23 protein-coding genes are annotated in these 24,511 nt (G+C 33.3%); 14 read left to right on the forward strand and 9 right to left on the reverse strand.

Annotated elements, in window-relative coordinates:
• Positions 1–175 precede the first annotated feature (175 nt).
• The 7 genes from ASF10_RS18320 (at position 176) to ASF10_RS18350 (ending at position 4,648) form a co-directional block, all read left to right on the forward strand.
• Positions 176–1,429: a CinA family nicotinamide mononucleotide deamidase-related protein gene (locus ASF10_RS18320; RefSeq protein ID WP_056252339.1), complete on the forward strand. Its 1,254-nt coding sequence runs from the start codon at positions 176–178 to the stop codon at positions 1,427–1,429.
• A 71-nt stretch (positions 1,430–1,500) separates the two neighbouring features.
• Positions 1,501–1,737: a 50S ribosomal protein L28 gene (rpmB, locus tag ASF10_RS18325; RefSeq protein ID WP_007805815.1), complete on the forward strand. Its 237-nt coding sequence runs from the start codon at positions 1,501–1,503 to the stop codon at positions 1,735–1,737.
• A gap of 27 nt (positions 1,738–1,764) precedes the next feature.
• Positions 1,765–1,947: a 50S ribosomal protein L33 gene (gene rpmG / locus ASF10_RS18330; protein ID WP_017495179.1), complete on the forward strand. Its 183-nt coding sequence runs from the start codon at positions 1,765–1,767 to the stop codon at positions 1,945–1,947.
• A 96-nt stretch (positions 1,948–2,043) separates the two neighbouring features.
• Positions 2,044–2,196, forward strand: coding sequence for a DUF4295 domain-containing protein (locus ASF10_RS23980; protein ID WP_007805819.1), 153 nt, complete (start codon positions 2,044–2,046; stop codon positions 2,194–2,196).
• A gap of 269 nt (positions 2,197–2,465) precedes the next feature.
• Positions 2,466–3,419, forward strand: coding sequence for a signal recognition particle-docking protein FtsY (ftsY, locus tag ASF10_RS18335; protein ID WP_056252342.1), 954 nt, complete (start codon positions 2,466–2,468; stop codon positions 3,417–3,419).
• Between the two features lie 511 nt (positions 3,420–3,930).
• Positions 3,931–4,371 (forward strand): lipocalin family protein, encoded by a 441-nt coding sequence (locus tag ASF10_RS18345; RefSeq protein WP_056252347.1) that lies wholly within the window; start codon positions 3,931–3,933, stop codon positions 4,369–4,371.
• Complete coding sequence (locus tag ASF10_RS18350) at positions 4,352–4,648, forward strand: DUF721 domain-containing protein (protein WP_056252349.1); 297 nt, start codon at positions 4,352–4,354, stop codon at positions 4,646–4,648. The genes ASF10_RS18345 and ASF10_RS18350 overlap by 20 nt, the downstream gene beginning before the upstream one ends.
• A 136-nt stretch (positions 4,649–4,784) precedes the next feature.
• Here ASF10_RS18350 and ASF10_RS18355 read toward each other — a convergent pair whose 3' ends face one another.
• From ASF10_RS18355 to bshC, 3 genes are all read right to left on the reverse strand, one after another.
• Positions 4,785–5,204, reverse strand: coding sequence for a nucleoside-diphosphate kinase (locus ASF10_RS18355; protein WP_035625955.1), 420 nt, complete (start codon positions 5,202–5,204; stop codon positions 4,785–4,787).
• Between the two features lie 216 nt (positions 5,205–5,420).
• Positions 5,421–6,692, reverse strand: a complete 1,272-nt coding sequence (locus ASF10_RS18360) for an acyltransferase family protein (protein WP_056252352.1) — start codon at positions 6,690–6,692, stop codon at positions 5,421–5,423.
• 174 nt (positions 6,693–6,866) lie between these two features.
• Positions 6,867–8,456, reverse strand: coding sequence for a bacillithiol biosynthesis cysteine-adding enzyme BshC (bshC, locus tag ASF10_RS18365; protein WP_056252355.1), 1,590 nt, complete (start codon positions 8,454–8,456; stop codon positions 6,867–6,869).
• Between the two features lie 268 nt (positions 8,457–8,724).
• Between bshC and ASF10_RS18370 the strand changes: the two genes are divergently transcribed.
• Together ASF10_RS18370 and ASF10_RS18375 are read left to right on the forward strand one after the other, a co-directional pair.
• Positions 8,725–10,002: an MFS transporter gene (locus ASF10_RS18370; protein WP_056252357.1), complete on the forward strand. Its 1,278-nt coding sequence runs from the start codon at positions 8,725–8,727 to the stop codon at positions 10,000–10,002.
• A 131-nt stretch (positions 10,003–10,133) separates the two neighbouring features.
• On the forward strand, positions 10,134–12,338 hold the full coding sequence (locus tag ASF10_RS18375; RefSeq protein ID WP_056253025.1) for a B12-binding domain-containing radical SAM protein: 2,205 nt from the start codon (positions 10,134–10,136) through the stop codon (positions 12,336–12,338).
• Between the two features lies 1 nt (position 12,339).
• Here ASF10_RS18375 and ASF10_RS18380 read toward each other — a convergent pair whose 3' ends face one another.
• The 3 genes from ASF10_RS18380 to ASF10_RS18390 form a co-directional block, all read right to left on the reverse strand.
• The gene (locus tag ASF10_RS18380) at positions 12,340–13,104 is read right to left on the reverse strand and encodes an MBL fold metallo-hydrolase (RefSeq protein WP_056252359.1); all 765 of its coding nucleotides are present in this window, start codon (positions 13,102–13,104) and stop codon (positions 12,340–12,342) included.
• Positions 13,105–13,304: 200 nt separating this feature from the next.
• Positions 13,305–13,988, reverse strand: a complete 684-nt coding sequence (locus ASF10_RS18385; protein WP_056252361.1) for a response regulator transcription factor — start codon at positions 13,986–13,988, stop codon at positions 13,305–13,307.
• Positions 13,985–15,247, reverse strand: a complete 1,263-nt coding sequence (locus ASF10_RS18390) for a sensor histidine kinase (protein WP_056252363.1) — start codon at positions 15,245–15,247, stop codon at positions 13,985–13,987. Before ASF10_RS18390 ends, ASF10_RS18385 begins: the two co-directional genes overlap by 4 nt.
• Before the next feature lie 162 nt (positions 15,248–15,409).
• On the opposite strand from ASF10_RS18390, the gene ASF10_RS18395 reads away from it, so the two are divergent.
• Both ASF10_RS18395 and ASF10_RS18400 read left to right on the forward strand, forming a co-directional pair.
• Positions 15,410–15,826, forward strand: a complete 417-nt coding sequence (locus ASF10_RS18395; protein ID WP_056252366.1) for a DUF1573 domain-containing protein — start codon at positions 15,410–15,412, stop codon at positions 15,824–15,826.
• Positions 15,827–15,989: 163 nt separating this feature from the next.
• Positions 15,990–17,570 carry a murein L,D-transpeptidase gene (locus ASF10_RS18400; protein WP_056252369.1) on the forward strand — a complete coding sequence of 527 codons (1,581 nt, stop codon included), beginning with the start codon at positions 15,990–15,992 and terminating at the stop codon, positions 17,568–17,570.
• Positions 17,571–17,665: 95 nt separating this feature from the next.
• Here ASF10_RS18400 and ASF10_RS18405 read toward each other — a convergent pair whose 3' ends face one another.
• Positions 17,666–18,169, reverse strand: coding sequence for a C40 family peptidase (locus ASF10_RS18405; protein ID WP_056252372.1), 504 nt, complete (start codon positions 18,167–18,169; stop codon positions 17,666–17,668).
• A 219-nt stretch (positions 18,170–18,388) separates the two neighbouring features.
• On the opposite strand from ASF10_RS18405, the gene ASF10_RS18410 reads away from it, so the two are divergent.
• From ASF10_RS18410 to bglX, 3 genes are all read left to right on the forward strand, one after another.
• Complete coding sequence (locus ASF10_RS18410) at positions 18,389–19,483, forward strand: SGNH/GDSL hydrolase family protein (protein WP_056252375.1); 1,095 nt, start codon at positions 18,389–18,391, stop codon at positions 19,481–19,483.
• A complete protein-coding gene (locus ASF10_RS18415; RefSeq protein WP_056252378.1) occupies positions 19,473–20,864 on the forward strand; it encodes a sialate O-acetylesterase in 1,392 nt (463 codons plus the stop codon). Before ASF10_RS18410 ends, ASF10_RS18415 begins: the two co-directional genes overlap by 11 nt.
• Positions 20,865–21,306: 442 nt before the next feature.
• The gene (gene bglX, locus ASF10_RS18420) at positions 21,307–23,601 is read left to right on the forward strand and encodes a beta-glucosidase BglX (RefSeq protein WP_056252382.1); all 2,295 of its coding nucleotides are present in this window, start codon (positions 21,307–21,309) and stop codon (positions 23,599–23,601) included.
• Positions 23,602–23,888: 287 nt separating this feature from the next.
• Here the strand turns inward: bglX and ASF10_RS18425 are convergent, their stop codons facing one another.
• Both ASF10_RS18425 and ASF10_RS18430 read right to left on the reverse strand, forming a co-directional pair.
• Entirely contained in the window at positions 23,889–24,224 is a 336-nt protein-coding gene (locus ASF10_RS18425; protein WP_056252383.1) for a DUF5615 family PIN-like protein, read from the reverse strand.
• Positions 24,224–24,454: a DUF433 domain-containing protein gene (locus ASF10_RS18430; protein ID WP_056252386.1), complete on the reverse strand. Its 231-nt coding sequence runs from the start codon at positions 24,452–24,454 to the stop codon at positions 24,224–24,226. Before ASF10_RS18430 ends, ASF10_RS18425 begins: the two co-directional genes overlap by 1 nt.
• Between the last annotated feature and the right edge of the window lie 57 nt (positions 24,455–24,511).

Genomic DNA, 24,511 nt, shown 5'->3' on the forward strand with positions numbered 1-24,511 from the left:
ACAGGAATGATCTCGACGGTTTGGGATAATATATTTTATCCCATAATTTTAACTTAAAAACACATGCCTTTTTGTTATAAAAGGCTGTTGTTTTACCCCTTATGAAAAACCGTTACAGCAAGAACCTACTTTATAATAATCACTTACGATAAGTAAGTAAAAATAATCCACAGCTATGAAAGCAACTATCATTACTATTGGAGACGAAATTTTAATAGGTCAAATTGTAGATACAAATTCAGGTTTTATTGCTAAATCGCTAGATCGAATTGGTGTCGAAGTCCATGAAATGATTTCGATAAGCGACGATAAAAAACACATTCTGGATACTTTTGCGCAATTGCAAAACAAAGTAGATGTTGTAATTGTAACCGGAGGTTTAGGTCCCACAAAAGACGATGTTACTAAAAAAACTTTCTGTGATTATTTTGATGATGAATTAGTTGTGAATCCCGAAGTTCTGGCTCATGTGACAGAATTGATTGAAGGTTTTTATAAACGACCAATTTCACAATTAAATAAAGATCAGGCCTTAGTTCCTTCAAAATGTACTGTTTTGCACAATAAAATGGGAACAGCGCCGGGAATGTGGATGAAGAAAGAAAATACCGTGTTTATTTCGCTTCCGGGAGTTCCTTATGAAATGAAATATTTAGTCGAAGAAGAAATTATTCCTAAAATAGTTCGTGAATACAAACGTCCCTATATTATTCATAAAACCATTTTGACCTATGGTCAGGGCGAGAGTCTAGTGGCAGAACGTATTGAGGATTGGGAGAATAATTTACCTGAATTTATAAAGCTGGCTTATTTGCCAAATCCTGGAAGAGTACGCTTGCGTTTGTCTGCCAGAGGAACAAATAAAGAATTGCTGGAAGCGGCAATCGAAGAAAACGTAAAAACATTAGATGCTATAATTCATGATATTATAGTAGGTTATGAAGAAAATGAAACGATAGAATCTGTAGTTGGTAAAATTTTAACCAAACAAAATAAAAGTATTTCAACGGCAGAAAGTTTTACGGGAGGAAAAATTGCTTCGATTTTGTCAGCGGTTCCCGGAGCGTCTAACTACTTTAAAGGCAGTATAGTTTCATATGCAACAGAGGCAAAGGTCAATGTTCTTGGTGTCTCGCAAGATTTAGTCGATAGTTTTTCAGTAGTTAGCGCAGAGGTTGCTTCGGCTATGGCTTTGAACGTGAAAGAGATACTTAAAACAGACTATGCAATTGCAACAACTGGGAACGCCGGACCGACAAAAGGAGACTCAGATGCTGAAATTGGAACTGTTTTTATCGCTTTAGCTACTCCAAACGGTATAATTACAGAAGAATTTAATTTTGGCCAACCACGTGAAAAAGTGATAGATAGAGCCGCGATTAAGAGTTTAGAAATATTACAGAAAGAAATTTTAAAAAATGTCGTCTAATTTTTTGTTTCAATCGTTTATTTTTCTTTTCTTTGCACCCTGATTTTGAATAACGATAAAAGATAAGTATAATGTCAAGAGTTTGTGACCTTACAGGTAAAAGAGCGATGGTAGGAAATAACGTTTCTCACGCTATGAACAAAACTAAGAGAAAATTTTCTGTAAACTTAGTTAAAAAGCGTTTTTATCTTCCAGAAGAAGATAGATGGATTACTCTTAGAGTAGCAGCATCTACGATAAAAACAATTAATAAAAATGGAATTTCTGCTGTTTTGAAAAAAGCGCAGTCAGAAGGATTTATCAAATAATCTTTTCCTAAATAAATATATAGCAAGATGGCAAAGAAAGGTAATAGAATCCAGGTAATTTTAGAATGTACTGAACACAAGACTTCTGGTGTTGCGGGTACTTCAAGATACATAACAACTAAGAACAAAAAAAATACACCAGACAGATTAGAGATTAAAAAATTTAATCCAATCTTGAAACGTGTAACTGTTCACAAAGAAATTAAGTAATAATTTAGAGATTTTAGTACAATCTTAAATACTAATTATTAAAAGTAATACTTAGTAATATTTTAAGATTTATTGAATTTCAATAACATTTAAATCATGGCAAAGAAAACCGTAGCATCGTTACAAACATCTTCTAAGAGATTATCAAAAGCCATCAAAATGGTGAAATCTCCTAAAACAGGTGCATATACATTCGTAGAATCTATTATGGCTCCTGAAGAAGTTGATACTTTCTTGAAAAAGAAATAATAACAATTACAGTATATAGAAAAGCTACTTTCATTCGGAAGTAGCTTTTTTATTTTTTATATTTGTCTAAAATTTTATAGAAATATAACAATTGGCTTTTTTTTAAGCATTAATTCCCGATATCCTCTATATCTTTACTGTCCGCATTGTAGGAGTCAAAGGATATAATTACTGTCAGGTAAGATAAAAACAATTGGTCTTCTGTAAAAAATAGGATTATTAGATTTGTCAAAAATCATATAGTCTAAAAAACTAACAACCTATAAAAAATGAGTTTTTTTAAAAAATTATTCTCTACTGATAAAAAAGAGACTTTAGACAAAGGTCTTGAAAAATCAAAAACTACTTTTTTCTCAAAGTTAAGCAAGGCAGTTGCTGGAAAATCTAAAGTCGATGATGATGTTTTAGATGATCTGGAAGAAATTCTTGTCGCTTCAGACGTTGGTGTAAATACAACCTTGAAAGTGATTTCTAGAATCGAAAAGCGTGTTGCTGAAGATAAGTATTTAGGTACCGATGAGCTGAATCAAATTCTAAGAGAAGAAATTGGTGCTTTATTATCTGAAACCAATACTGGAGAAGGAACTGAATTCGAAATCCCAAAAGATAAAAAACCATATGTTTTAATGGTTGTTGGTGTTAACGGAGTGGGTAAAACTACTACAATTGGTAAACTAGCTTATCAGTTTAAAAAAGCGGGTTATAAAGTTGTTTTAGGAGCTGCTGATACTTTTCGTGCCGCTGCTATCGATCAATTGCAAGTTTGGGCAGATCGTGTAGATGTGCCAATTGTGAGACAAAATATGGGTAGTGATCCAGCTTCTGTAGCTTTTGATACCTTGCAATCAGCTGTGGCGCAAAATGCCGATGTTGTAATTATTGATACTGCCGGACGTTTGCATAATAAAGTTAATTTAATGAATGAACTTACTAAAGTAAAACGTGTAATGCAAAAAGTTGTTGCTGATGCTCCTCATGATGTACTTTTGGTTTTGGATGGTTCTACCGGACAAAATGCTTTTGAACAGGCTAAGCAATTTACCGCTGCAACAGAAGTTACTTCTCTTGCTGTAACCAAATTAGACGGAACCGCAAAAGGTGGTGTTGTAATTGGTATTTCTGATCAGTTTCAAATTCCTGTAAAATATATTGGTGTAGGTGAAGGAATTGAAGATTTACAGGTTTTTAATAAATATGAATTTGTAGATAGTTTTTTTAAATAATTTTTGAGATAGTTTCAATGAGTTTTTCTTCTTTAAAAAATATAACGCCTCTTACTTTTTATTTTGGAAGTGTTATTTGTTTTGTATTGGCAAATGTATTAAGAGATAAAATTTTATCTTTTTACTATGTTTTATTAGTATTGGGGATCGTTTTCTTTTTTATGGGAATCCTAAAAAGATTACGTACCAAGCGATAGTTTAATATAAACGAATTTTCTTTTATAAGATTTCATCAAAATTACGTTGTTCTATTTTTGACAATGTTAATAACTTGATCGTGATCTTATTTTTGTTTCTGGCAATTTTTATTTCTTTTGAATTTATAAAGTTAACTTTGTATCACAAAATATTCTTTTAAAAACAGGAGTTTTAGCCCTGATGGAAGCGGCATCCTTTTTCTTGCTTTTTTGCAGGAAAAAGATATAGCGGACAGCAGGAATCAGCTCCAAATTCTTCTCCTGAAGTTTAAGGATATTTAGATTGACAGTTGTTGAATTTTAATACGTATACTATGAAAAATACTTTTATGATTTTGGTTTTATCGCTTTTGTTTGTGAGTTGCAAACAGGAAATTAAACCTGCGGATATTGCAAAATTAAATGGATATTGGGAAATTGAAAAAGTGGTTTTTGATAAAGGTGAAGAGAAAGAATATGGAATGAATGAGAGTTTTGACTTTTTTGAAGTTAAAAATAATAAAGGAATCCGAAAGAAAGTAATGCCGCAATTTGATGGAACTTTTTTAACAAGTGATTCTTTTGAGAATGTTACGGTTCGGTTTAAGGATGATAAAACTTTTTTGGATTACAAAACAGATTATGCAAAGTGGAGCGAGGAATTGATTTCAATTTCGGATAAAGAGTTGGTGGTAAAAAACCAACAGAATAAAGAATATCATTATAAAAAAGCAGCACCTATAAATTTATTAAACGATGGCAAAAAGACTAAATAATCAAAGTACTATTGGAGCGGTTTTACAACAAATAATCCAGGTCAATAAATTGGGTGCCGGAATGGATCAAATTGATGTAAAAGAAGCTTGGAGACAGTTGATGGGGAATGGAGTTAACACGTATACAAAAAATGTTATATTGAAGGGCAGTACGCTTTATGTAGAATTAGGATCAGCTGTTTTAAGAGAAGAATTGAGTCACGGAAAATCTAAAATCGTGAAAATGATCAATGAGGAATTAGGGCGTGAAGTTGTGACAGATGTGGTATTGCGCTGATTTTTAGTCGCAGTTTTCAGTGACAGTATTCAATCTTAATCTATTATAGGAAATAAAAAAACCTGTTTGTAAAACAAACAGGTTTTTTTATGATTTACAATCACTGAATACTGTGACTACGACTGAAAACTAATTACTAGAATTGCTCTCTTCCAGCAAAATGGAATGCACCTTCGATAGCAGCATTTTCGTCGCTATCAGAACCGTGAACTGCATTTTCTCCAATAGAAGTTGCGTATGCTTTACGAATAGTTCCTTCAGCAGCTTCAGCTGGATTTGTAGCTCCAATTAAAGTTCTGAAATCTTCTACTGCGTTGTCTTTTTCTAAAATTGCAGCAACAATTGGTCCGCGAGACATGAATTCAACTAATTCTCCGTAGAAAGGTCTTGCTGCGTGAACTGCGTAAAATGCCTGAGCATCAGCTACAGTAAGTTGAGTTAATTTTAATGAAACGATTTTGAAACCTCCATTAGTAATCATTGCTAAGATATTCCCGATGTGTCCGTTTTGAACTGCATCTGGCTTAATCATTGTAAAAGTTCTATTAGTTGCCATTTTATATTTTATTAAATTTTGTGCAAAAGTATACTTTTTTTATGAATTGTTTTTAATTAATTCGTAATTAAAACACGTTAGAATGATGTTTTGAGTAAGAAAGGTTGTTTTTTTTTGAAACCATATAATGTAGAGATGCACAGCAGTGCATCTAACTTATAACCTAATAACAATAAAGACGCACAACAGTGCGTCTCTACATATATGGTAAAAAAATTAAACTTTAAATATTAGTTTGTTTTTATAGAATATCCATAAAATAAAAGTCCATATACCAACATACACCAAGGCTCCGGCCAAAGAAGCGGTCATTGGATTACTGAAAAATGGGGCGATCCCGAAAGTATATAAATAACTTAAAAGATTGATCTGCTCTTCGGGATTATGTGGGTTTTTAAATTGAATCATGACTAAAGCCTGCGGAATAATCTGCGAGGTAAAGAAAACAATCATTGGGTTTACTCCCCAGATTAGGAGTGGTTTGAATCCTTTTTTATAATTGGCAATATCAATAGTGTAATATAAGATTGTTAGGAACACAGTTGCTAGTCCTGTTGTATACAGAACATAACTGCTGGTCCAAAGGGATTTGTTGATTGGAAAAACTAGATCCCACATTAACCCTAAAAATATAAGGATTGTTCCTGCAATTCCCATTTTTTTGGCTTTTAGAATTTTAGTTGTATCTGCTTGCAAAAGTTGTCCGATAAGCAAACCGATGATTCCGTTTACGATTGACGGAATGGTACTTAAAATTCCTTCCGGATCCCAGGTTACGGTTCCGCGGTACATATGTCCTTTTAGTAAAACGCTGTCCAGCCATGAAGCTAAATTGGTTCCTTTGTCAAGATTAGCTTCGCCAATTCCGGGAACAGGAATTAAAGTCATAACTGCCCAATAGCCAAATAATAAAACAATTCCGGTTATGATTTGTGTTCTCTGAGATGTTTTTAAATACAAAAGAGAAACTACAAAATAAACAATGGCAATTCGTTGTAAAACGCCCGGAAGTCTAACGTCTTGATACGCTTCGATACCGCTGTATGCCAGAAACAGATAAATAAACAGAATTGAAAAGGCTAAAATGTTTTTGACTTTTGAACTGAAAGTGCCCATTAAAGCATAACCCACTGCAATTGTAATAACTAGTCGGCCAATGAGAAGCGGAATTCCTTCAAGTCCGAATAATTGGATTTTTCCAAAAAAGTTGAAGAAAATACCCAAACAAAGCATTCGCAAAGAACGAACTAAAATTTTGTTGAATGTGGTGCCGTCGTAAAATTTGTCCGGCATCGCAAGCGGAACGGCAACTCCCATTATAAAAATAAAAAACGGAAAGACTAAATCGGTTGGTGTGCAGCCGTGCCATTCGGCGTGTAATAATGGCGGATAAACATTGCCCCAGTCTCCGGGATTGTTTACGATTGTCATTAATAAAATAGTGAGTCCGCGAAAGACATCTAGCGAAATTAAGCGTTCTTTTACCATTGGTTTTGGGTAAATTGGTTAGTTAATAATTTTAAAAATCGCTATTTGGTTTGAAAATAATAATTTTGAGAAGATAGGTGGTTATTTGGTTCTCAGGAATTATTACTTTATTGTTTTTCAGCCACGAATTCACGAATTTTTATTTGATTAATTCGTGAATTTGCAGCTTGGTTTTTATATTGTTATAATGTTAAAATTCATTTCTAAAGGTTTCAGTTTTTGCAATAAAAGCGGGACTAATTGATCTCCTTTTTCCAGATAAAATTCAGAGAAATTAGTTTGGCGTTCCTGTAAACTTTGATTAGGAAATAATTCGAATTGCAAATCTACTACACGTTGTAATTCGTTTTCTAATTTTCTTTTCTGGGCTTTTAATAATCTTTTTTCAAGATTCTCCAAGCCTTTCTTTTGTTTAACTTCTTGTGCTTTTACAGCTCCGGTAAATGATTTATCAGTTTGCTGTGCAAGTTCATAAAGATATTCAAATTGTTTTTCTAACACTTCTTTTTGAGGTGTTAAATCAATAGGGAAAGCAGATAATTTGTGTGTAATAGTATTGATTAAATCGGCAGGTTTGGTAAATAAATCCGCCCATGTCAGGTTTAATTTATCTGCTTTTTGAGCTTGCTTTTCAGTAGATAAAAGTACTGAGTTACGAACCAAAAGTATTGGGAAAGTGATGTTTACAACTTCAAAAAAGGCTTTTAATTCCAGCCAGTATGCGATTTCTCCACCTCCGCCAATGTAGCATAAATTAGGTAAAATGATTTCCTGATATAGCGGACGCATAATTACATTTGGACTAAATTTCTCCGGATTGCTTTCTAATAAGAGCAAAATTTCATCTTTTGAGAAGGAAGTTTTAGTATTGTTTACAAAGTATGTATCATTCTCAAAAATGATGCGTTCACGTAAATCATTTTCGATATAAAATAAATTGATTTCACGCGGATTTACCTGAACAGCATAATCCTTTAATTGTTCGATAGTTTCCTGAACCGCCTTAAGAGAAGATTGATTGATTAATTCTTCTTTAATATAAGGGATAAAAGCTTGTTTTAAATTTGCATCATCAGCGTCTAAAATTACTAAACCATAGTTGGCAAATAAACTATTCGCTAAAAATCGCGTTGCATCTGCAAGGTTTTCATGTTTTAAATAAGCTTCATCAAATAGTTTTTTCAGAACGCCTGCATTTGTGCTTGATCCTAATTCTTTTGAATAAATTTCGAAAAATTCAGCTAAACCTTCAGTCGAAAGTCTTCCCACAGGACCATTACTTTCTGTGTTCCAACGGAATTTTTTTCCTTTAAAATTAAAATAGTTAATCTCTTCAAAATCGTGATCTTCTGTTGCCATCCAATAAATGGGGACAAAATTATTCGTTGGATATTTTAATTTTAATTCCTTGGTAAGATTAATCGTCGAGATAATCTTATACAAAAAATACAAAGGACCGCTAAACAAATTCAACTGATGTCCGGTTGTAATAGTATAGGTGTTTGGAAGTGCTAAAAGCTCTATGTTTTGTTTTGTCAAATCAGAAATCTCGATATTCCTGTATTGCTTTTTTAAAGTTTCAACCAGGGGAATTCGGTTGTTGTTGTCAAAGTTCGCTGCTTTTTCTGCAATTTGTTTTTCAAAATTTTCTAAAGTAGGAAAATAATTGTACAGCGGTTTTAATTCTGATTTTTGATCTAAATAATCTTGTATCAATTTAGAGAAATATCCTGAATTTTGATAGCTGATACAGTCGGTAGGCATAATTTTAAATTTATTTTTGACAGCTGTAAATTTAATGAAAATATGCAGTTAAATACAGTTTTAACGATTGCTTATGATTTGATTTTCGATTTTTATTTTAAAGTTCCTGTAATCAGGTTTTTAATATTGATTAATTTGAAGATTTTTAAAATGTAAAATTTATGAATTTTGTTAAAAATGTATAAGTGTTCTGAAACTAATTGTTCTAAATGTGAAATATTAATAACGAAACTATATTTTTGTAAACAAAAAAGATATATCTATTTACATGGAAACTAACCTTAAAAAGAAGAACTCATTAAAACATGTTCTTTTTGGTTCTTTAATTGGAACTACAATTGAATTTTTTGATTTTTATATTTATGCCAATGCTGCAGTATTGGTTTTTCCGCAATTATTTTTCCCCGGTGCCGATTCGACTATGGCAACTCTGGAATCATTAGCTACTTTTTCAATAGCATTTTTATCGCGTCCTTTAGGTTCAGCCTTTTTTGGACATTATGGAGATAAAATTGGACGTAAATTTACTTTAGTAGCCGCTTTATTAACCATGGGTATTTCTACTGTAACCATTGGCTTTCTGCCAAGTCACGCCAGTATTGGCTTCGCAGCTCCTTTATTATTAATGCTTTGTCGATTTGGACAAGGTGTAGGTTTAGGAGGTGAGTGGGGAGGAGCTGTTTTATTGGCTATTGAAAATGCACCGCCAAATAAACGTGCCTGGTACGGAATGTTTCCGCAATTGGGAGCTCCAATTGGATTATTACTTTCAGGAGGAACTTTTTTATTGTTGACTGATTCAATGAGCAATGAAGATTTTATGGATTACGGCTGGAGAATTCCTTTTATAGCAAGTTCACTTCTGGTAATTGTTGGATTCTACATTCGAACAAAAATTACTGAAACACCTTCTTTCGAAAACTCTAAAAAAGAACAGGAAGAAGTTAAAGTTCCTTTTTTAGAATTGATAAAATCATATAAAAATCAATTGATTTTTGGAACGTTTGCTGCAATTACAACTTTTTTGGTTTTTTATTTGATGACTGTTTTTACATTGAGTTGGGCGACTTCAGATTTAGGAATTGTTAAAAGAGACGGATTATTGATACAATTATTTTCGGTATTATTTTTCGCGATTTTTATTCCGGTTTCGGCTGTAGTTGCAGATAAAATTGGTCGACGCAAAATGCTAATTATTGCAACAGTCGCAATCGCGATTTTCGGATTTTTCTTTTCGTACTTTTTAAGTTCAGGAAACATTGTTTTAGTTACCACTTTTGCGTGTATCGGTATGGCTTTAATGGGATTTACTTACGGACCTTTGGGAACTTTTTTATCAGAGTTGTTTCCAACCAATGTTCGGTATTCCGGTGCCTCCCTGACTTTTAATATGGCAGGAATTCTTGGTGCGGCATTTGCACCAATGATCGCAATTTGGTTAGCCTCTACTTATAGTGTGAGCTATGTAGGTTTGTATTTAACAATTGCGGCATGTATTTCTTTGTTTGCATTTTTGGTGATTAGTAAAGAAGAACATAAGTTTTAAAAAATCTTATTTGTATAATATAAAGCCTTTTGAATTTTTTCAAAAGGCTTTTTTAATTTAAAATAACAACTTGAATCTTTTCCTGAAAAGTCTCTAAATATGCTGTATTTTTGCAAAAAAATAATGTTGCTTTGAAAACCAAACTTTTTGTCGTTACGCCGCCTTTTACACAACTGAATACACCGTATCCGGCAACTGCGTATATAAAAGGATTTCTAAACACCAAAAATATCGAATCGGTTCAGGCTGATTTGGGTATTGATGTAATTTTAGAGTTGTTTTCGAAAAAAGGGTTGATCGATTTATTTGAATTTTCAAGTTTTAGGTTTCAAGTTTCAGGTTCAGAAGTTTCAGATAATTCCAAACGTATTTTTGCTTTACAAGACGAATACATCAAAACTATTGATGCTGTAATTCAGTTTTTGCAGGGAAAAAACCCAACATTGGCATTACAAATTTGTCAGGAAGATTTCCTGCCGGAAGCTTCTCGTTTTGCACAATTAGAAGAACTCGATTGGGCTTTTGGGACAATGGGAACACAGGATAAAGCAAAACATTTGGCGACTTTGTATCTTGAAGATATATCCGATTATATTGTTGAATGTGTCGATGAAAATTTTGGTTTTAGCCGATATGCCGAACGTTTAGGTAGAAGCGCTAATTCTTTCGATGAATTATACGAAGCTTTACAGCAAGAACCAACTTATATTGATGCGATTTTAATTTCAATTTTAAAAACTAAAATTGAAATTATTCAGCCTACATTTTTTCTTATTTCTGTTCCTTTTCCGGGGAATTTATATAGCGCTTTTAGATGTGCACAGTGGATTAAACAACATCATCCCGAAATTAAAATTTCAATGGGAGGAGGTTTCCCAAATACAGAATTGCGTTCCCTTTCTGATGCACGTGTTTTTGAGTTTTTCGATTTTATTACTCTGGATGATGGAGAAGTTCCGATAGAGGAATTAATATTTAATCTAGAAAATCCAGGTTACAACTCATACAAACGAACTTTTCTTTTAGAAGATGGAAAAGTAGTTTACAAAAACAATTCACTAAAACACGATTATAAACAAGCTTACGTAGGAACTCCGGATTACTCTGATTTGTCTTTGGATAAATATATTTCGGTAATCGAAATTGTAAATCCAATGCACAGAATGTGGAGCGACGGTCGTTGGAATAAACTCACCATGGCACACGGTTGTTATTGGGGAAAATGTACTTTTTGTGATATTTCGTTAGATTATATCAAAGTATATGAACCTGTTGCAGCCAATTTATTGTGTGACCGTATGGAAGATATGATGCTGCAAACAGGGCAAAACGGATTCCATTTTGTTGATGAAGCTGCGCCGCCTGCTTTGATGCGAGCTTTGGCGCTCGAAATTTTACGACGAAAACTTGCCGTAACCTGGTGGACCAATATTCGATTTGAGAAAAGTTTTTCTAAAGATTTATGTTTGCTGCTAAAAGCTTCTGGTTGTATTGCTGTTTCGGGAGGTTTAGAAGTCGCTTCTGACCGATTATTAAAATTAATTGACAAAGGTGTAACCGTAGAGCAAGTAGCAAAAGTAACCCGAAATTTTACTGAAGCCGGAATCATGGTTCATGCTTATTTAATGTATGGATATCCAACACAAACGATTCAGGAAACGGTTGATAGTCTCGAAATGGTGCGTCAGTTATTTGAAGCGGGAATTTTGCAATCCGGATTTTGGCATCAATTTGCCATGACCGCGCATAGTCCGGTTGGATTGTATCCAGAGAAATTTGGCGTAACAAAAACTACAGAAGCTATTGGAACTTTTGCCAATAATGATATCGATTATACAGATTCTACAGGAATCAACCACGATAAATTTAGTTTTGGATTAAAAAAATCGCTTTTTAATTTCATGCACGGAATTTGTTTTGACTACGAATTGCAAGATTGGTTCGATTTTAAAATCCCGAAAACTAAAATTGATCCCGATTTTATTTTTAATGCACTTGAAGAAGGAAATGATTTTAATACAAAACCAAATGCAAAAGTAGTTTGGTTAGGAGGGAAGCCTTTTACCGAACATTTTACAAAATCAAAAAAAGGAAGCTCCTGGGAAATGATGAGTTTTACTTTTCATGATAAAAAAGAAAGTTTCAGCCTACAAACCAATAAAGAAGAAGGAGAGTGGCTAGTTGACATTTTAACCAAAATTACAATCTCAAATGCTAAAAACTATACTTTTCAGGAAGTAAAAGCTGATTTTGAAACAACGCTGGAAGATTTTGAATTATTCTGGTATTCAAAACCCGTTAATACATTGCGTGAATTTGGTTTACTGGTTTTGTAAATTAGTAAGAAACAATTTCACCATCTTCCGGAATCGAAACTTTATCTAAAAGACCGTTTTCTTCGAGAGCTAATCGCAATTCTGATCTTTTTGTTGGGCAATGATTTAAAGCTTCTAAATGATTTGCCAAAACATATTTAGGCGCTAAGGCAACAAATTTCAGGATATCGTTCATTCTCATTAATAAAGGCTGACCAATATCTAATCTTGCTGTTCCGCAAGCCACGACAGCAATTTCCGGTTTGAATTCAACCAAAACTTTTTGTACATGGTCTGTAAAAATAGTATCTGAACTTATATAAATGGATTTTTCGTTAGGTAATTCGATATGAAAACCCATTACGTTTCCCATAAATTTTGCAATAAATCCGTAGCCATGAATAGCCGGAATACCTATAATTTTGCCTCCCAGAAATTCCTGAGGTTCCCAATAATTTAAAGTTTGTAGAATATTCAAACCTCTTGCGCTTAAAGCATTCTCATCTTTAATATTACAAATCACGGGGATACTTTTACGTCTTAAAAAAACTTCACCGGCTTTGTCAATATGATCCGGATGCAAATGTGTAATCAGGCAAATGGTAACTCGGCTCAAAATGTCCCTGCTATTTTTGGGTAAAGCAACAAGCGGGTTTCTATGCGGGTTATAACGAAAAATAGTAAAAGGCGGAATCGTTTTTCTTTTCCCTAACATTGGATCAACCAATATAACATCGGTTTCAGTTTCAATAACTAAAGTGGCGTTGCGTAAGTGATGTAATTTCATATCGAGGAAAATTAGATATTAAAAATACGAAAGTTTTTTAAAATTAATTTTACAGTTTTTTCCTTATTTCTATTAGAATTGTTATTATTTGATTTTATGCATTAAAAAGAACGATTTCATAATTATTATATTTTTTGTAATGCATAATAAAGTGAAATCTGTTTTTAATGTTGCCTTAAGGATTTTACAAAAACTAAAAATTACATTGTAAATCTAAAACCAATTCCATGAAGGTTTTCTATAGAAATACCTTTTTCATTGATTAAAATTTTACGCAGACGTGAAATGAAAACATCCAGACTTCGTCCCATAAAATAATCATCGGTTCCCCAAAGCGAGGTTAGGATTTGTTCTCTTTTTAAAACCGAATTCTTATTATCCAGAAATAATTTCAATAATTCGGCTTCACGTTGTGTAAGACTGATTTTTTCATTTTCATTAAAAAGAATAAAATTGTTTGTATCAAACTGATATTTACCAATTTCATAAACAGATTTGTCTACAGGAATACTCTTTTGTGAACGCTTTAAAAATATTTCAATTTTCAATAATAATTCTTCAATACTAAAAGGTTTAACCAGATAATCATCTGCACCAAGTCGCAAACCTTTAATGCGATCTTCTTTTAAGGTCTTAGCCGATAGAAAGATAATCGGAATGTCAGTATTTATTTTTCTAACTTCAGTTGCCAATTCAAAACCATCCATTTTTGGCATCATAATATCGAAGATACAAATGTCAAAATTCTCTTTTTTAAAAGTTTCTAGACCTAATTTACCGTCACAGCAATGAACAACCTGATAGTTGCTTTGTTCCAGATTATCTTTGGTTAAAAACGCCAGAGTCTCGTCGTCTTCGGTATAAAGTATTTTGAATTGTTTCATTTTTTATAAGGAATTGACAAAGTTATAGTAATGCCATTTGTAAGGTTATTTCCGACTTTTATTTTCCAGTTATGCAAGTTGCAAATTTCTTTTACATAATACAAGCCCAGTCCAAAACCATTTACTTCATTGCTTTTCTCATTTTGAGCACGATAGAATTTATCAAAGATAAAGGAAATATTTTTTGGAGAAATTCCGATTCCGTTATCGATAAATTCCAGTTTTAAAGTCGAATTTTCGGGTGCAATTCCAATTATGATTTCCGGTTTCTCATTGCTGTACTTAATAGCATTATCCAGTAAATTATAAACCAGATTTGAAAAATGAAAAATATCGGTTTCTATTTGATATTCCTTTGAAAGTGTTTCTATTTTAATAGAAGCTTCAGGATATTTCAACAAAATATTTTCGATAGTTTCCTCAATAATCGGCACAATTAAAACCGTTTCTTTTTTTAATTCTAAAGGCGCATAATCTGATTTAGCAATATTTAAAATCTTCTCAATATGATTGTTCAGTTTATGACTCTGATTGATAATAATATTGGTATAGGTATGAAGTTTTTTATCGTCTTTAATGGGGTTTTGTTCACTTAAATATTTCGATGCAATTAGTATAGAAGACAAAGGGGTTTTGAATTCATGCGTCATATTATTGATAAAATCCCTTTGCAATTCAGAATATTTTTTTTGCTGCAAAAGTGTAAAAATCGAATATACATAAATCAATAAAATAAGAATTAATGCAATCGAAAGTACAAACCAAAATCGCATTGAACTAAATAAATAAGTTGTTTCGTTAGGAAAACGAATAGCAAAATAATACACTAAGTTTTTATGCTTTGGAAAAGAAACCGTTCTTTTAGCTTTTTCTTTTTCAGAAAACGAGATGTACTTTCCATAAACCATTTCATCACTTTGGCAATTGTACATTGCGTATTCAAAATCAGTTGTAATATTCATTTTTTTAAACTCTGATCTCAAATAAAACTCTAAAACATCAGGTTCAAAATCGTTCTGGATATTTACAATATAATAATCGTTTGAAATTTTTTGAACAGGGTTCAGACAAGATGATTCGTGGTCTTTTCCTTCATATAATTTTCTGGCAACTTCCAGTAAAGCAATGTTTGCTTTCTGACTCAGTTTTTTTTGTTCTAAAGTAAAGGCCTCTTTCGTCCAAAGCAATTGTGCGACCAATATGCTAATAATGGCTACAAGTCCCAGAAGGATAATACTATTGAGTTTATTTATTTTCAAGAAAACGGTATTTTAGAGTGTAATATTAATCAAATTTAGGTTTAAAAACAGCGATTAACAAGTCATTAACAAAGATTTGAAAGTGGTTAACAGCAATTAGGATTTGTCTGAATTATCTTTGTAAAACAAAATCTGAACTATAAACCATTAATATCTATAACTATGAAAATGATTAAAATTTCGATGTTAGCTTTAGCTTTAAGCTTAATGTCTTTTTCAGCAATTGCACCGATCAAATCGATCGCTACTGAAACAAAAATTGAAACAACAACAGCTTCTACAATTATCTGGAAAGCAGAAACTATCGATGTAGGTCAAATTCCGCAAGGAACACCAAAAGCAATTGTTTACGAATTTAAAAATACAGGAAAAACTGCAGTTGTAATTACAAATGTTCAGGGATCTTGTGGTTGTACTGCGACAGATTATACAAAAGAGCCAATTTTACCTGGTAAATCGGCTAAAGTTACAGCAACTTACAATGCAGCAAATAAAGGAGGTTTTACAAAAACAGTTACTGTAACAACAAGTGCTGAAACTGCTCCAAAAATTCTTACTTTAAAAGGGACAGTAATTTAAAAATAAAGGTTGGTTATAAAGTGGCAGCTCCGGATATGTAATGTATCCGGAGTTTTTTTATGCTTTTTTATGAATGAAATATAAGATTTAAAAGGCAATATTATTTTTTTGGGAAATGCTTTGTTTTGAGTAAAACTTTTCTATTTTTATTAAAAAAAAGATTATGAAAATTTTGCATTTGCTTGTAGCTGTTGTGCTTCTTTTAAGTGTTATTTCCTGTAATAAAAAGGCAGAAAAGAAAGAGGGAGAATTAAAAAATGCTTCAGAAAAAGCGATTCCTGAACTTAAACTTACAATCGACAGCGTTGGTATCACTTCATTTTATCAAACATATCCTAAATTGATTAAATTTCAGAATGAAGTTTTGGCTTTATACAAGAAAAATAAATCAACTCAATTGTGGCTGGATAATAAAGGTGTTGTAGAATACGGAAATACTTTATTCAATAAATACAAAGGATTAGAGCAGGAAGGTTTGAAAGCAAATTTTCCTTATAACGAAAATATCAATCCTATTTTTGAACATACGGCAGAAAACAAACTATCAAAATCAGATACAGATTTGATGATTAGCAACCTGTATTTTTATTATGTTCAGAAAGTTTCTGGTGTAGACGAAAAAACAACAAGATCATTAGAATGGCTTTTACCTCGAAAAAAAGTCAATTATCAGGTTTTTTCAGATTCCATTTATAAAAAAACGACTATCAGTGACGACAAAAAAAGTAAAATGTTCAGTCAATATTACAAACTTCGTGACGCACTTCATAAATACAGGGAAATTGAGAAAAAAGGAGGTTGGAAAACTATTGAAACTGATGAAGATTTTAAAAGTCTGAAACTTGGAGATTCTGTTGCTGCAATTGGTCAAATTAGAGAAAGACTTTATATCACGGGAGATCTTAAAGAGAATAGTAAAAGTAATATTTGTGATTCGACATTGATAAAAGGGATCAGAAGTTACGAATTGCATCACGGATTAACGCCAAAAAACACCATTTTACCGGAGCATATTGCTGAATTGAACATTCCGGTTTCGGATAGAATTAAAACCATAATTGCTAATATGGAACGTTGCAGATGGATTGATCCTGAACTTGAAAAAGGTAAAGAATACATCGAAGTTAATATTCCTGAATTTAGATTGTATTTAATCCGCAATCATGAAATCGCTTTTGTTTCGCCGGTTGTAGTAGGAAAAGCAATGACAAAAACGGTGGTTTTTAGCGGAATGATGAATAATATTGTCTTTAGCCCGTATTGGAACGTGCCTCCAAGCATTATCAAAAGTGAGATAAAACCCGGAATGGCTAAAAACAAAAATTATTTGGCTCAGAAAAACCTGGAATGGAATAATGGTGCTGTTCGTCAGTTACCGGGAAAAAATAATTCGCTTGGTTTGGTGAAGTTTTTATTTCCAAACTCGAATAATATTTATTTACATGATTCTCCGGCAAAAAGTTTGTTCGAAAGAGAAAACAGGGCTTTTAGTCACGGTTGCGTTCGTGTAGGGAAACCCAGAGATTTAGCAATCGAATTATTAAAACAAGATCCTAGTTGGACTCCGGCGAGAATTGATAAAGCGATGAATGCCGGTAAAGAAAGCTGGTATACGCTAAAAAAGAAAGTTCCGGTTTATATAGGTTATTTTACCGCTTGGGTAGATCGTGACGGAAATTTGAACTTTTATAAAGATGTTTACAAAAGAGATGAAAGTTTAATAAAACTATTAACTGAAGAATAAAAAAGTTTTGCCACGAATTGCATGAATTAACACGAATGATTTATAATTCTAAGATAAAAATTATTGAAAATTGGTGCAATTCGTGGCTAAAAAAATCAAGGCAATACATTAATACACTTGTAATAACGTTTGCTGTAATGGTCTGAGTCCAGATCGCTAATAGTTACGCTTCCGGCTTTTCCGGATGAGGCGTGTATAAATTTTGAATGCATACCGTTTGCCTCACAAATGATCCCGAGATGTCCAATAATGGTTTTGTCTTTATAACCATAAAAAACTAAAATATCACCAACTTTAAAGTCTTCAGGAGCTAACTTGGTTCCTATGTTTTTAAAACCACCTGAACTTCTTGGTAAAGTGACACCATAATTTTTAAAAACATAATTTACGAAGCCAGAACAATCAAATCCTTTTTTAGGGTCATTTCCTGCATATAAATAAGGTATTCCCAGATATTGTTTTGCGTAAGTAACAATAGAATCCCGATCTATTTTTTTTTGTGCCTGAATTGTTGTCAATACCGGTTTGTTTTCTTCTTTTATAAAAAAAGAAGTGCATAAAACAGTAGCTGTAAATGTTATATATAAGGTTAATTTCATTTTATAAAGTTGCTGTAAGATTTAATTTATAAAGATATATCCATGCTTTTGAAAATCAAAGCAATGTTTTGCCAAGGAAATTTTGATTGCAGAATAAGAACGGAAGATACGTCTTTTTATTTTGGTGTTTTTTTATTGCTTTTTGATGTTTTAGTATCTTTCTATATGTTGTTTTTCGGATATATTTGTGAATCGTATTTATATTTTAACAAATAAATTATGTTTCTCAAAAAAATATCATTTTTAATTTCGTTTTTGCTGATTTCAATTGTTTCGGTTTCACAAAGCAAAACAAATACTTTTCTTTATCAGGGGCGCGTAGAAAAACTTGAAAACAACACTGTAGTATTAATTGGGACAGCTTCTTCGGTTTCGTTTAATTTTATAGGAAACGAATGTTCGATTTCATTGCAAAGTATAGATTCATGGGAACATCATAATTATGTTTCACTGGTTTTAGACGGGAAATATATAGGTAAGTTAAGAATCGAAAAAGGTGCAGCACAATCTTTCCCAATAAAACCAACTACGAATAAAAAAGTACATACACTCGAAATTTATAAAACTACAGAAGCTCATAGCGGCGGAATTTTATTTGCGGGAACAACAGCAAAACTAACTTCGATTACAGCTAAAAAGAAAAAGAAAATCGAATTTATAGGAGATTCGATTACTTGCGGAGCAGCAAGTGATCCATCTGATATTCCGTGTGATAAAGGAGAATATTTTGATCATCACAACGGTTATTATGCTTATGGTCCAGTACTTTCGAGAGCGATTGGCGTCGATTATTTGATGAGTTCTGTTTCCGGAATCGGAATGTATAGAAACTGGAACGACGAGAATAAAGACGAAGCAATTATGCCTGACGTTTATGAGAATTTGTATTTGACCAAAGACAATTCTAAGCCTAAATATGATTTTGCTTTTCAGCCCAATATTATCAGTATTGCTTTAGGAACCAATGATTTTTCCGGAGGAGATGGTAAAAAAGAGCGTTTGCCTTTTAATCCGGAAAAGTACGTTTCGAATTACATCAATTTTATAAAGATGTTGTACAAACATAATCCAAATGCTCAAATTGTGATTACAAACAGCCCGATGGTTGGCGGCGAAAGAGCTGTTGTTTTTGAGGATTGTCTGAATAAAGTAAAAGCAGCTTTTGAATCTGATAAAATACATAAACCAATTTTGATTTTCAAATTCAAACCAATGACTCCAAATGGTTGTGGCGGGCATCCTGATGTGGCTGATCATAAGGTTTTAGCGAATGAATATGCTCCGTTTTTAAAAAAGTTGCTAAATGAAAAATAATATATTTAAGTTTGTTTTCATTCTGATGATTTCCAGTACTATGATGGCAAACGTTACACTTCCGAATATTTTTGGCGATAATATGGTTTTACAACGCAACTCTGAAGTTAAGATTTGGGGTTGGGCAAATCCAAAAGAAGAAATCAAATTGGTTTCGAGCTGGAACAATCAGGAATATAAAGTGGTTGCGAACAATCAGGCACAATGGGAACTGCATATTAAAACTCCAGAAGCCGGCGGACCTTACACCATTTCTATAAAAGGATATAATGAAGTTGTGCTAAAAAATATTTTGATTGGCGAAGTTTGGGTTTGTTCCGGACAATCGAACATGGAAATGTCTGTAAGTTGGGGAATTGATAATGGCGAAGAGGAAATGAAAAACGCCACAAATCCTAATATTCGGTTTTTTACAGTTCCAAAATTAACTGCAACATCTCCTCAGAATAATCTATCAGGAAACTGGACAGAATCGACTCCGGAAACCATGAAAAACTTTAGCGCCATTGGTTATTTTTTTGCCAAGCGTTTGAGAGAAGATTTAAAAAATGTCCCAATCGGATTAATTTCTTCGAACTGGGGAGGAACTCCAGCTGAAATCTGGATGCCGGAAGAAGTCGTTCAGAATGATCCTGTTTTATTAGAAAATGCCAAAAAACTAAACGAACAAGAATACGGTCCACGCCAACCCGGACGTGCTTATAATGCGATGATTTATCCGTTTGTAGGTTTTAAGATTGCCGGAACGCTTTGGTATCAGGGCGAATCGAATGTTGGTTCTTTGGTGTATGATCAAACATTATCGGCTTTGATTACTTCCTGGAGAAAAGCTTGGAAGTATGAATTCCCGTTTTATTTCGTTCAGATTGCACCTTATAAAACCGGTTCGAATAACTTCTCGAATGTTACGGTAAGAAATTCTCAAAGAAAAGTCCTGAAAAAGGTTCCTAAAACCGGAATGGTGGTGATAAGTGATATTTCGGATACTATAGATATTCATCCAAAAAATAAAAAATCAGTTAGCATTCGTTTGGCGAATTTGGCTTTGGCTGAAACTTATCCCGAAGTTTCGAGACTAAATTCTAATTTGGTAAACGGCCCACTTTTTAAGGACGTAAAGATTGATAAAAACAAAGTAATCGTTTCGTTTGATTTCTCAGATGGATTGCATTTCAAAAATAAAATCTCAAATCAGTTTGAAGTGGCTGGAGCCGATGGAGTTTTCTATCCCGCTGAGGCTTCGATAAAAAATAATGAGGTGATTTTGACAAGTAAAAAAGTTGTAAATCCTGCAAAAGTGAGATTTGCTTGGGGAAATACAATTCAGTCGGATTTGTTTAATAAAGCAAATTTACCGGCTTCTTGTTTTGTTACGGAGTAAGAGGGATTTTAGATTTTAGAATGTAGATTTTAGATTTTTTTGCCCACGGATTTTACTGATGTAACGGATTGATGCGTATTTTTTGTTTGCGTTTGTCAGGCTGAGCGGAGTCGAAGCCCCACAAAGTGAAACACAAAGTTTGTCATCCTGAGGAACGAAGGATCACACTAGAAACTCCTCACAGTAATTCGCCAATCTTTGTCGATCTTCTTGTGTGTCCTTCGACTTCGCTCAGGATGACAGGATTGTAGGAAATCCATATGAGAAAAAAGTTCTTTTAGCAACGTTCGCGTGAGGGATAGAAGAGTAAAGCCCACAGCCTGACGAAGGAAGTGCGAGGACTTGAAACGAATAGCCCGACCCGGAGGGACACGCCCAAAATATTAAACTTAGCAACTTAGAGCCTCAGAACCTTAGCACCTTTAAAAAAACTATCTAACCAATGAAAAATAAAATAATAACAATCGGGGTTTTTGCCCTGTTTACAGTTGGAAATATGAATGCACAAAATAAACCATATCTGGATAAAAATAAAACTATTGAACAACGTATCGATTTGCTTTTGCCTTTGATGACTTTAGAGGAAAAAGTGGGTCAGATGAATCAATATAACGGATTTTGGGATGTAACGGGACCAGCGCCAAAAGGCGGAACCGCAGAACTTAAATACGAACATTTGCGCAAAGGATTAGTTGGATCGATGTTGACGGTTCGCGGTGTAAAGGAAGTTCGTTCTGTACAGAAAATTGCGGTAGAAGAAACGAGATTGGGAATTCCGTTGATTATAGGTTTTGACGTTATTCATGGGTATAAAACGTTAAGTCCGATTCCGTTGGCAGAAGCGGCGAGTTGGGATTTAGAAGCGATTAAAAAATCGGCGGCGATTGCGGCTGATGAAGCTTCGGCATCTGGAATTAACTGGACTTTTGGACCTAATGTTGACGTTGCAAATGATGCACGTTGGGGTCGTGTGATGGAAGGTGCGGGAGAAGATCCATATTTGGGAAGCAAAATTGCGATTGCCAGAGTTCACGGTTTTCAGGGTGAAACAATTGCTGATCTGGCTAAAGTAAATACGATTGCGGCTTGTGCGAAACACTTTGCGGCGTATGGTTATGTTGAGGCTGGATTGGAATATAATATTGTAGATATTAGTAATTCGAAATTGTATAATTCGGTTTTGCCGCCTTTTGAAGCTACGGTTCAGGCTGGAGTTCGTACGTTTATGAATTCGTTTAATACTTTGAATGGAATTCCGGCAACCGGAAATGTTTTTCTGCAAAGAGATATCCTGAAAGGAAAATGGAAGTTTGATGGTTTTGTAATTTCCGATTATGCTTCGATTCGTGAAATGATTGCTCACGGATATGCAAAAGATGAAGCTGATGCGACTGCAAAAGCGGTAATTGCAGGTTCTGACATGGATATGGAATCGTATTTGTATGTGGCAAAATTAGTTGGTTTAGTAAAGGAAGGAAAAGTGAAAGAAGCATTGGTTGATGATGCAGTCCGCAGAATTCTGCGTGTGAAGTTTGAGCTTGGTTTGTTTGATGATCCGTATAGATATTGTGATGAAAGACGCGAAAAAGCGGTTGTTGGCAGTAAAGCTAATAATGAAGGTGTTCTGGACATGGCAAAAAAATCTATCGTATTGTTGAAGAACGATAAGAATTTGCTTCCGCTAAAAAAATCAGGACAGAAAATCGCTTTGATTGGCGCTTTGGCAAATGATAAAAATAGTCCGCTTGGAAGTTGGAGAATTGCTGCAGATGACAATACTGCCGTTTCGGTTTTAGAAGGAATGCAGCAATATAAAGACAATCAATTGGTTTTTGAAAAAGGAGTCGATTTATTGAAACAAAAAGCAACTTTTTTAACGGAAACAGTTTTTAATACTACAGACAAAAGTAGTTTTGAAGCTGCAAAAACAGCCGCAAAAAATGCCGATGTTGTGGTAATTGTTTTAGGAGAATACGGTTTTCAAAGTGGAGAAGGAAGAAGTAGAACTGATCTGAATTTGCCGGGATTGCAACAGGAATTGTTGGAGGAAATTTATAAAGTAAACCCAAATGTGGTTTTGGTTTTAAATAACGGTCGTCCGCTAAGTATTCCGTGGGCTGCAGAAAATGTTCCTGCAATTGTTGAAGCGTGGCAATTAGGAACTCAAACCGGAAATGCTGTTGCTCAGGTTTTGTATGGTGATTATAACCCAAGTGGGAAGTTGCCAATGTCGTTCCCGAGAAATGTGGGTCAAGTGCCAATTTATTATAATAAATATAGTACAGGAAGACCAATTGACAGTGATAAAAACGTGTTTTGGTCTCATTATATGGATGTGGAGAAAACGCCTCAATATCCGTTTGGTTTTGGATTAAGTTATACCAAATTCGACTATAAAGATTTAAAATTGAACAAGACAACTTTTGCAAAAGGAGAAAATGTGCAAGTTAGCGTTGCGGTTACAAACTCAGGAAACTACGACGGAAAAGAAGTGGTACAACTTTATATTCGCGATGAATATGCGAGTGTTGTCCGACCAATAAAAGAATTGAAAGGTTTTGAATTAGTAAATCTTAAAAAAGGTGAAACTAAAACGGTAACTTTTACTTTAACCAACAAAGAATTAGGTTTTTATGACAATGATGGAAATTATCTTGTAGAACCCGGAACTTTTAAAATTATGGTTGGAGGAAGTTCTGATAAAGGTTTGGAAAGTGGTTTTGAGATAAAAGAGTAGGTTTTTGCCACAAATGCACAAGACGCGAAGTTTTTATTCTTATAAAGTCAGTAAGACACAAAGTTTTTTCGCCACGAATTCACGAATAAATTGTTTGAAAATTCATGGCTGTTTTTTTGCATAGCCCCTAGTTTTAACTAGGGGAAAAAGATTTGAATAGAAAAAGGCTTTAGCCAAACCTATAAAGTTTGGCTAAAGCCTTTTTTGTTTACGTTTATATTTTCATCCAGCTAAAGCTGGAAGCTATTCAGATTAAAAGTCAAAAAAAACTTTGTGCTTTTGCTAGATTAATAAATTTCTAAAATCATTAATTCATCATTAGAAACAAATGACTCAATAATTTCTTTTTTTGTACTTAGAAGTTCAGCAATTTCTTTGGTGTTCTTATTGAACGTTTTTAAAATGATAATTTTTGGTGGAGCTCCTTTTAAAAGCAATAATTTTTCAAAATCATCATCGTGAGTAAGTATCGTAAAGTTATTTTGTTTTGCAAATTCCCAAATTTCAACGTCTTTTGCAGGTTGATTAATTTTAATATCTTTTGCATGTAAGCAATCTGAAAAATCATTTTCTATAAGCTTGATTATTCTCCATGAAATATTGGCATCCAGAAGTAATTTCATTATGCTGCAATTATTTTTGTGATGTTTTCTCTATTTGCAGCAAAGGCTAAAGCAGCCAGAATATGTTCTTTATTTAATTCGGGAAAATCTTCAATAATTTCTTCGAAAGACATTCCTGTTGCTAGCCATGAAAGTATATCCGAAACACAAATTCGGGTTCCTGTAATTACAGGTTTACCAAACCTGATATCAGGATTTATTGAAATAAAAGTTTGCCAATTATTAATCATAATTTTATAATTTAAACAAATTTACAAAATTAAAGACTAATTAGATTTTTAATTATT

This window comes from Flavobacterium sp. Leaf82, assembly GCF_001422725.1.
Taxonomy (GTDB): Bacteria; Bacteroidota; Bacteroidia; order Flavobacteriales; family Flavobacteriaceae; genus Flavobacterium.

Bases quoted from the DNA above. Each gene is read 5' to 3' on its own strand.
- ASF10_RS23980 (WP_007805819.1), top strand. From the start codon at position 2,044: ATGGCAAAGAAAACCGTAGCATCGTTACAAACATCTTCTAAGAGATTA.
- ftsY (WP_056252342.1), top strand. From the start codon at position 2,466: ATGAGTTTTTTTAAAAAATTATTCTCTACTGATAAAAAAGAGACTTTA.
- ASF10_RS18385 (WP_056252361.1), bottom strand. From the start codon at position 13,988: ATGAAACAATTCAAAATACTTTATACCGAAGACGACGAGACTCTGGCG.
- ASF10_RS18400 (WP_056252369.1), top strand. From the start codon at position 15,990: ATGAAAATTTTGCATTTGCTTGTAGCTGTTGTGCTTCTTTTAAGTGTT.
- ASF10_RS18360 (WP_056252352.1), bottom strand. From the start codon at position 6,692: ATGGTAAAAGAACGCTTAATTTCGCTAGATGTCTTTCGCGGACTCACT.
- ASF10_RS18395 (WP_056252366.1), top strand. From the start codon at position 15,410: ATGAAAATGATTAAAATTTCGATGTTAGCTTTAGCTTTAAGCTTAATG.
- rpmG (WP_017495179.1), top strand. From the start codon at position 1,765: ATGGCAAAGAAAGGTAATAGAATCCAGGTAATTTTAGAATGTACTGAA.
- ASF10_RS18425 (WP_056252383.1), bottom strand. From the start codon at position 24,224: ATGAAATTACTTCTGGATGCCAATATTTCATGGAGAATAATCAAGCTT.
- bshC (WP_056252355.1), bottom strand. From the start codon at position 8,456: ATGCCTACCGACTGTATCAGCTATCAAAATTCAGGATATTTCTCTAAA.
- ASF10_RS18345 (WP_056252347.1), top strand. From the start codon at position 3,931: ATGAAAAATACTTTTATGATTTTGGTTTTATCGCTTTTGTTTGTGAGT.
- ASF10_RS18370 (WP_056252357.1), top strand. From the start codon at position 8,725: ATGGAAACTAACCTTAAAAAGAAGAACTCATTAAAACATGTTCTTTTT.
- ASF10_RS18405 (WP_056252372.1), bottom strand. From the start codon at position 18,169: ATGAAATTAACCTTATATATAACATTTACAGCTACTGTTTTATGCACT.
- ASF10_RS18410 (WP_056252375.1), top strand. From the start codon at position 18,389: ATGTTTCTCAAAAAAATATCATTTTTAATTTCGTTTTTGCTGATTTCA.
- rpmB (WP_007805815.1), top strand. From the start codon at position 1,501: ATGTCAAGAGTTTGTGACCTTACAGGTAAAAGAGCGATGGTAGGAAAT.
- ASF10_RS18380 (WP_056252359.1), bottom strand. From the start codon at position 13,104: ATGAAATTACATCACTTACGCAACGCCACTTTAGTTATTGAAACTGAA.
- ASF10_RS18320 (WP_056252339.1), top strand. From the start codon at position 176: ATGAAAGCAACTATCATTACTATTGGAGACGAAATTTTAATAGGTCAA.
- ASF10_RS18415 (WP_056252378.1), top strand. From the start codon at position 19,473: ATGAAAAATAATATATTTAAGTTTGTTTTCATTCTGATGATTTCCAGT.
- ASF10_RS18430 (WP_056252386.1), bottom strand. From the start codon at position 24,454: ATGATTAATAATTGGCAAACTTTTATTTCAATAAATCCTGATATCAGG.
- bglX (WP_056252382.1), top strand. From the start codon at position 21,307: ATGAAAAATAAAATAATAACAATCGGGGTTTTTGCCCTGTTTACAGTT.
- ASF10_RS18350 (WP_056252349.1), top strand. From the start codon at position 4,352: ATGGCAAAAAGACTAAATAATCAAAGTACTATTGGAGCGGTTTTACAA.
- ASF10_RS18355 (WP_035625955.1), bottom strand. From the start codon at position 5,204: ATGGCAACTAATAGAACTTTTACAATGATTAAGCCAGATGCAGTTCAA.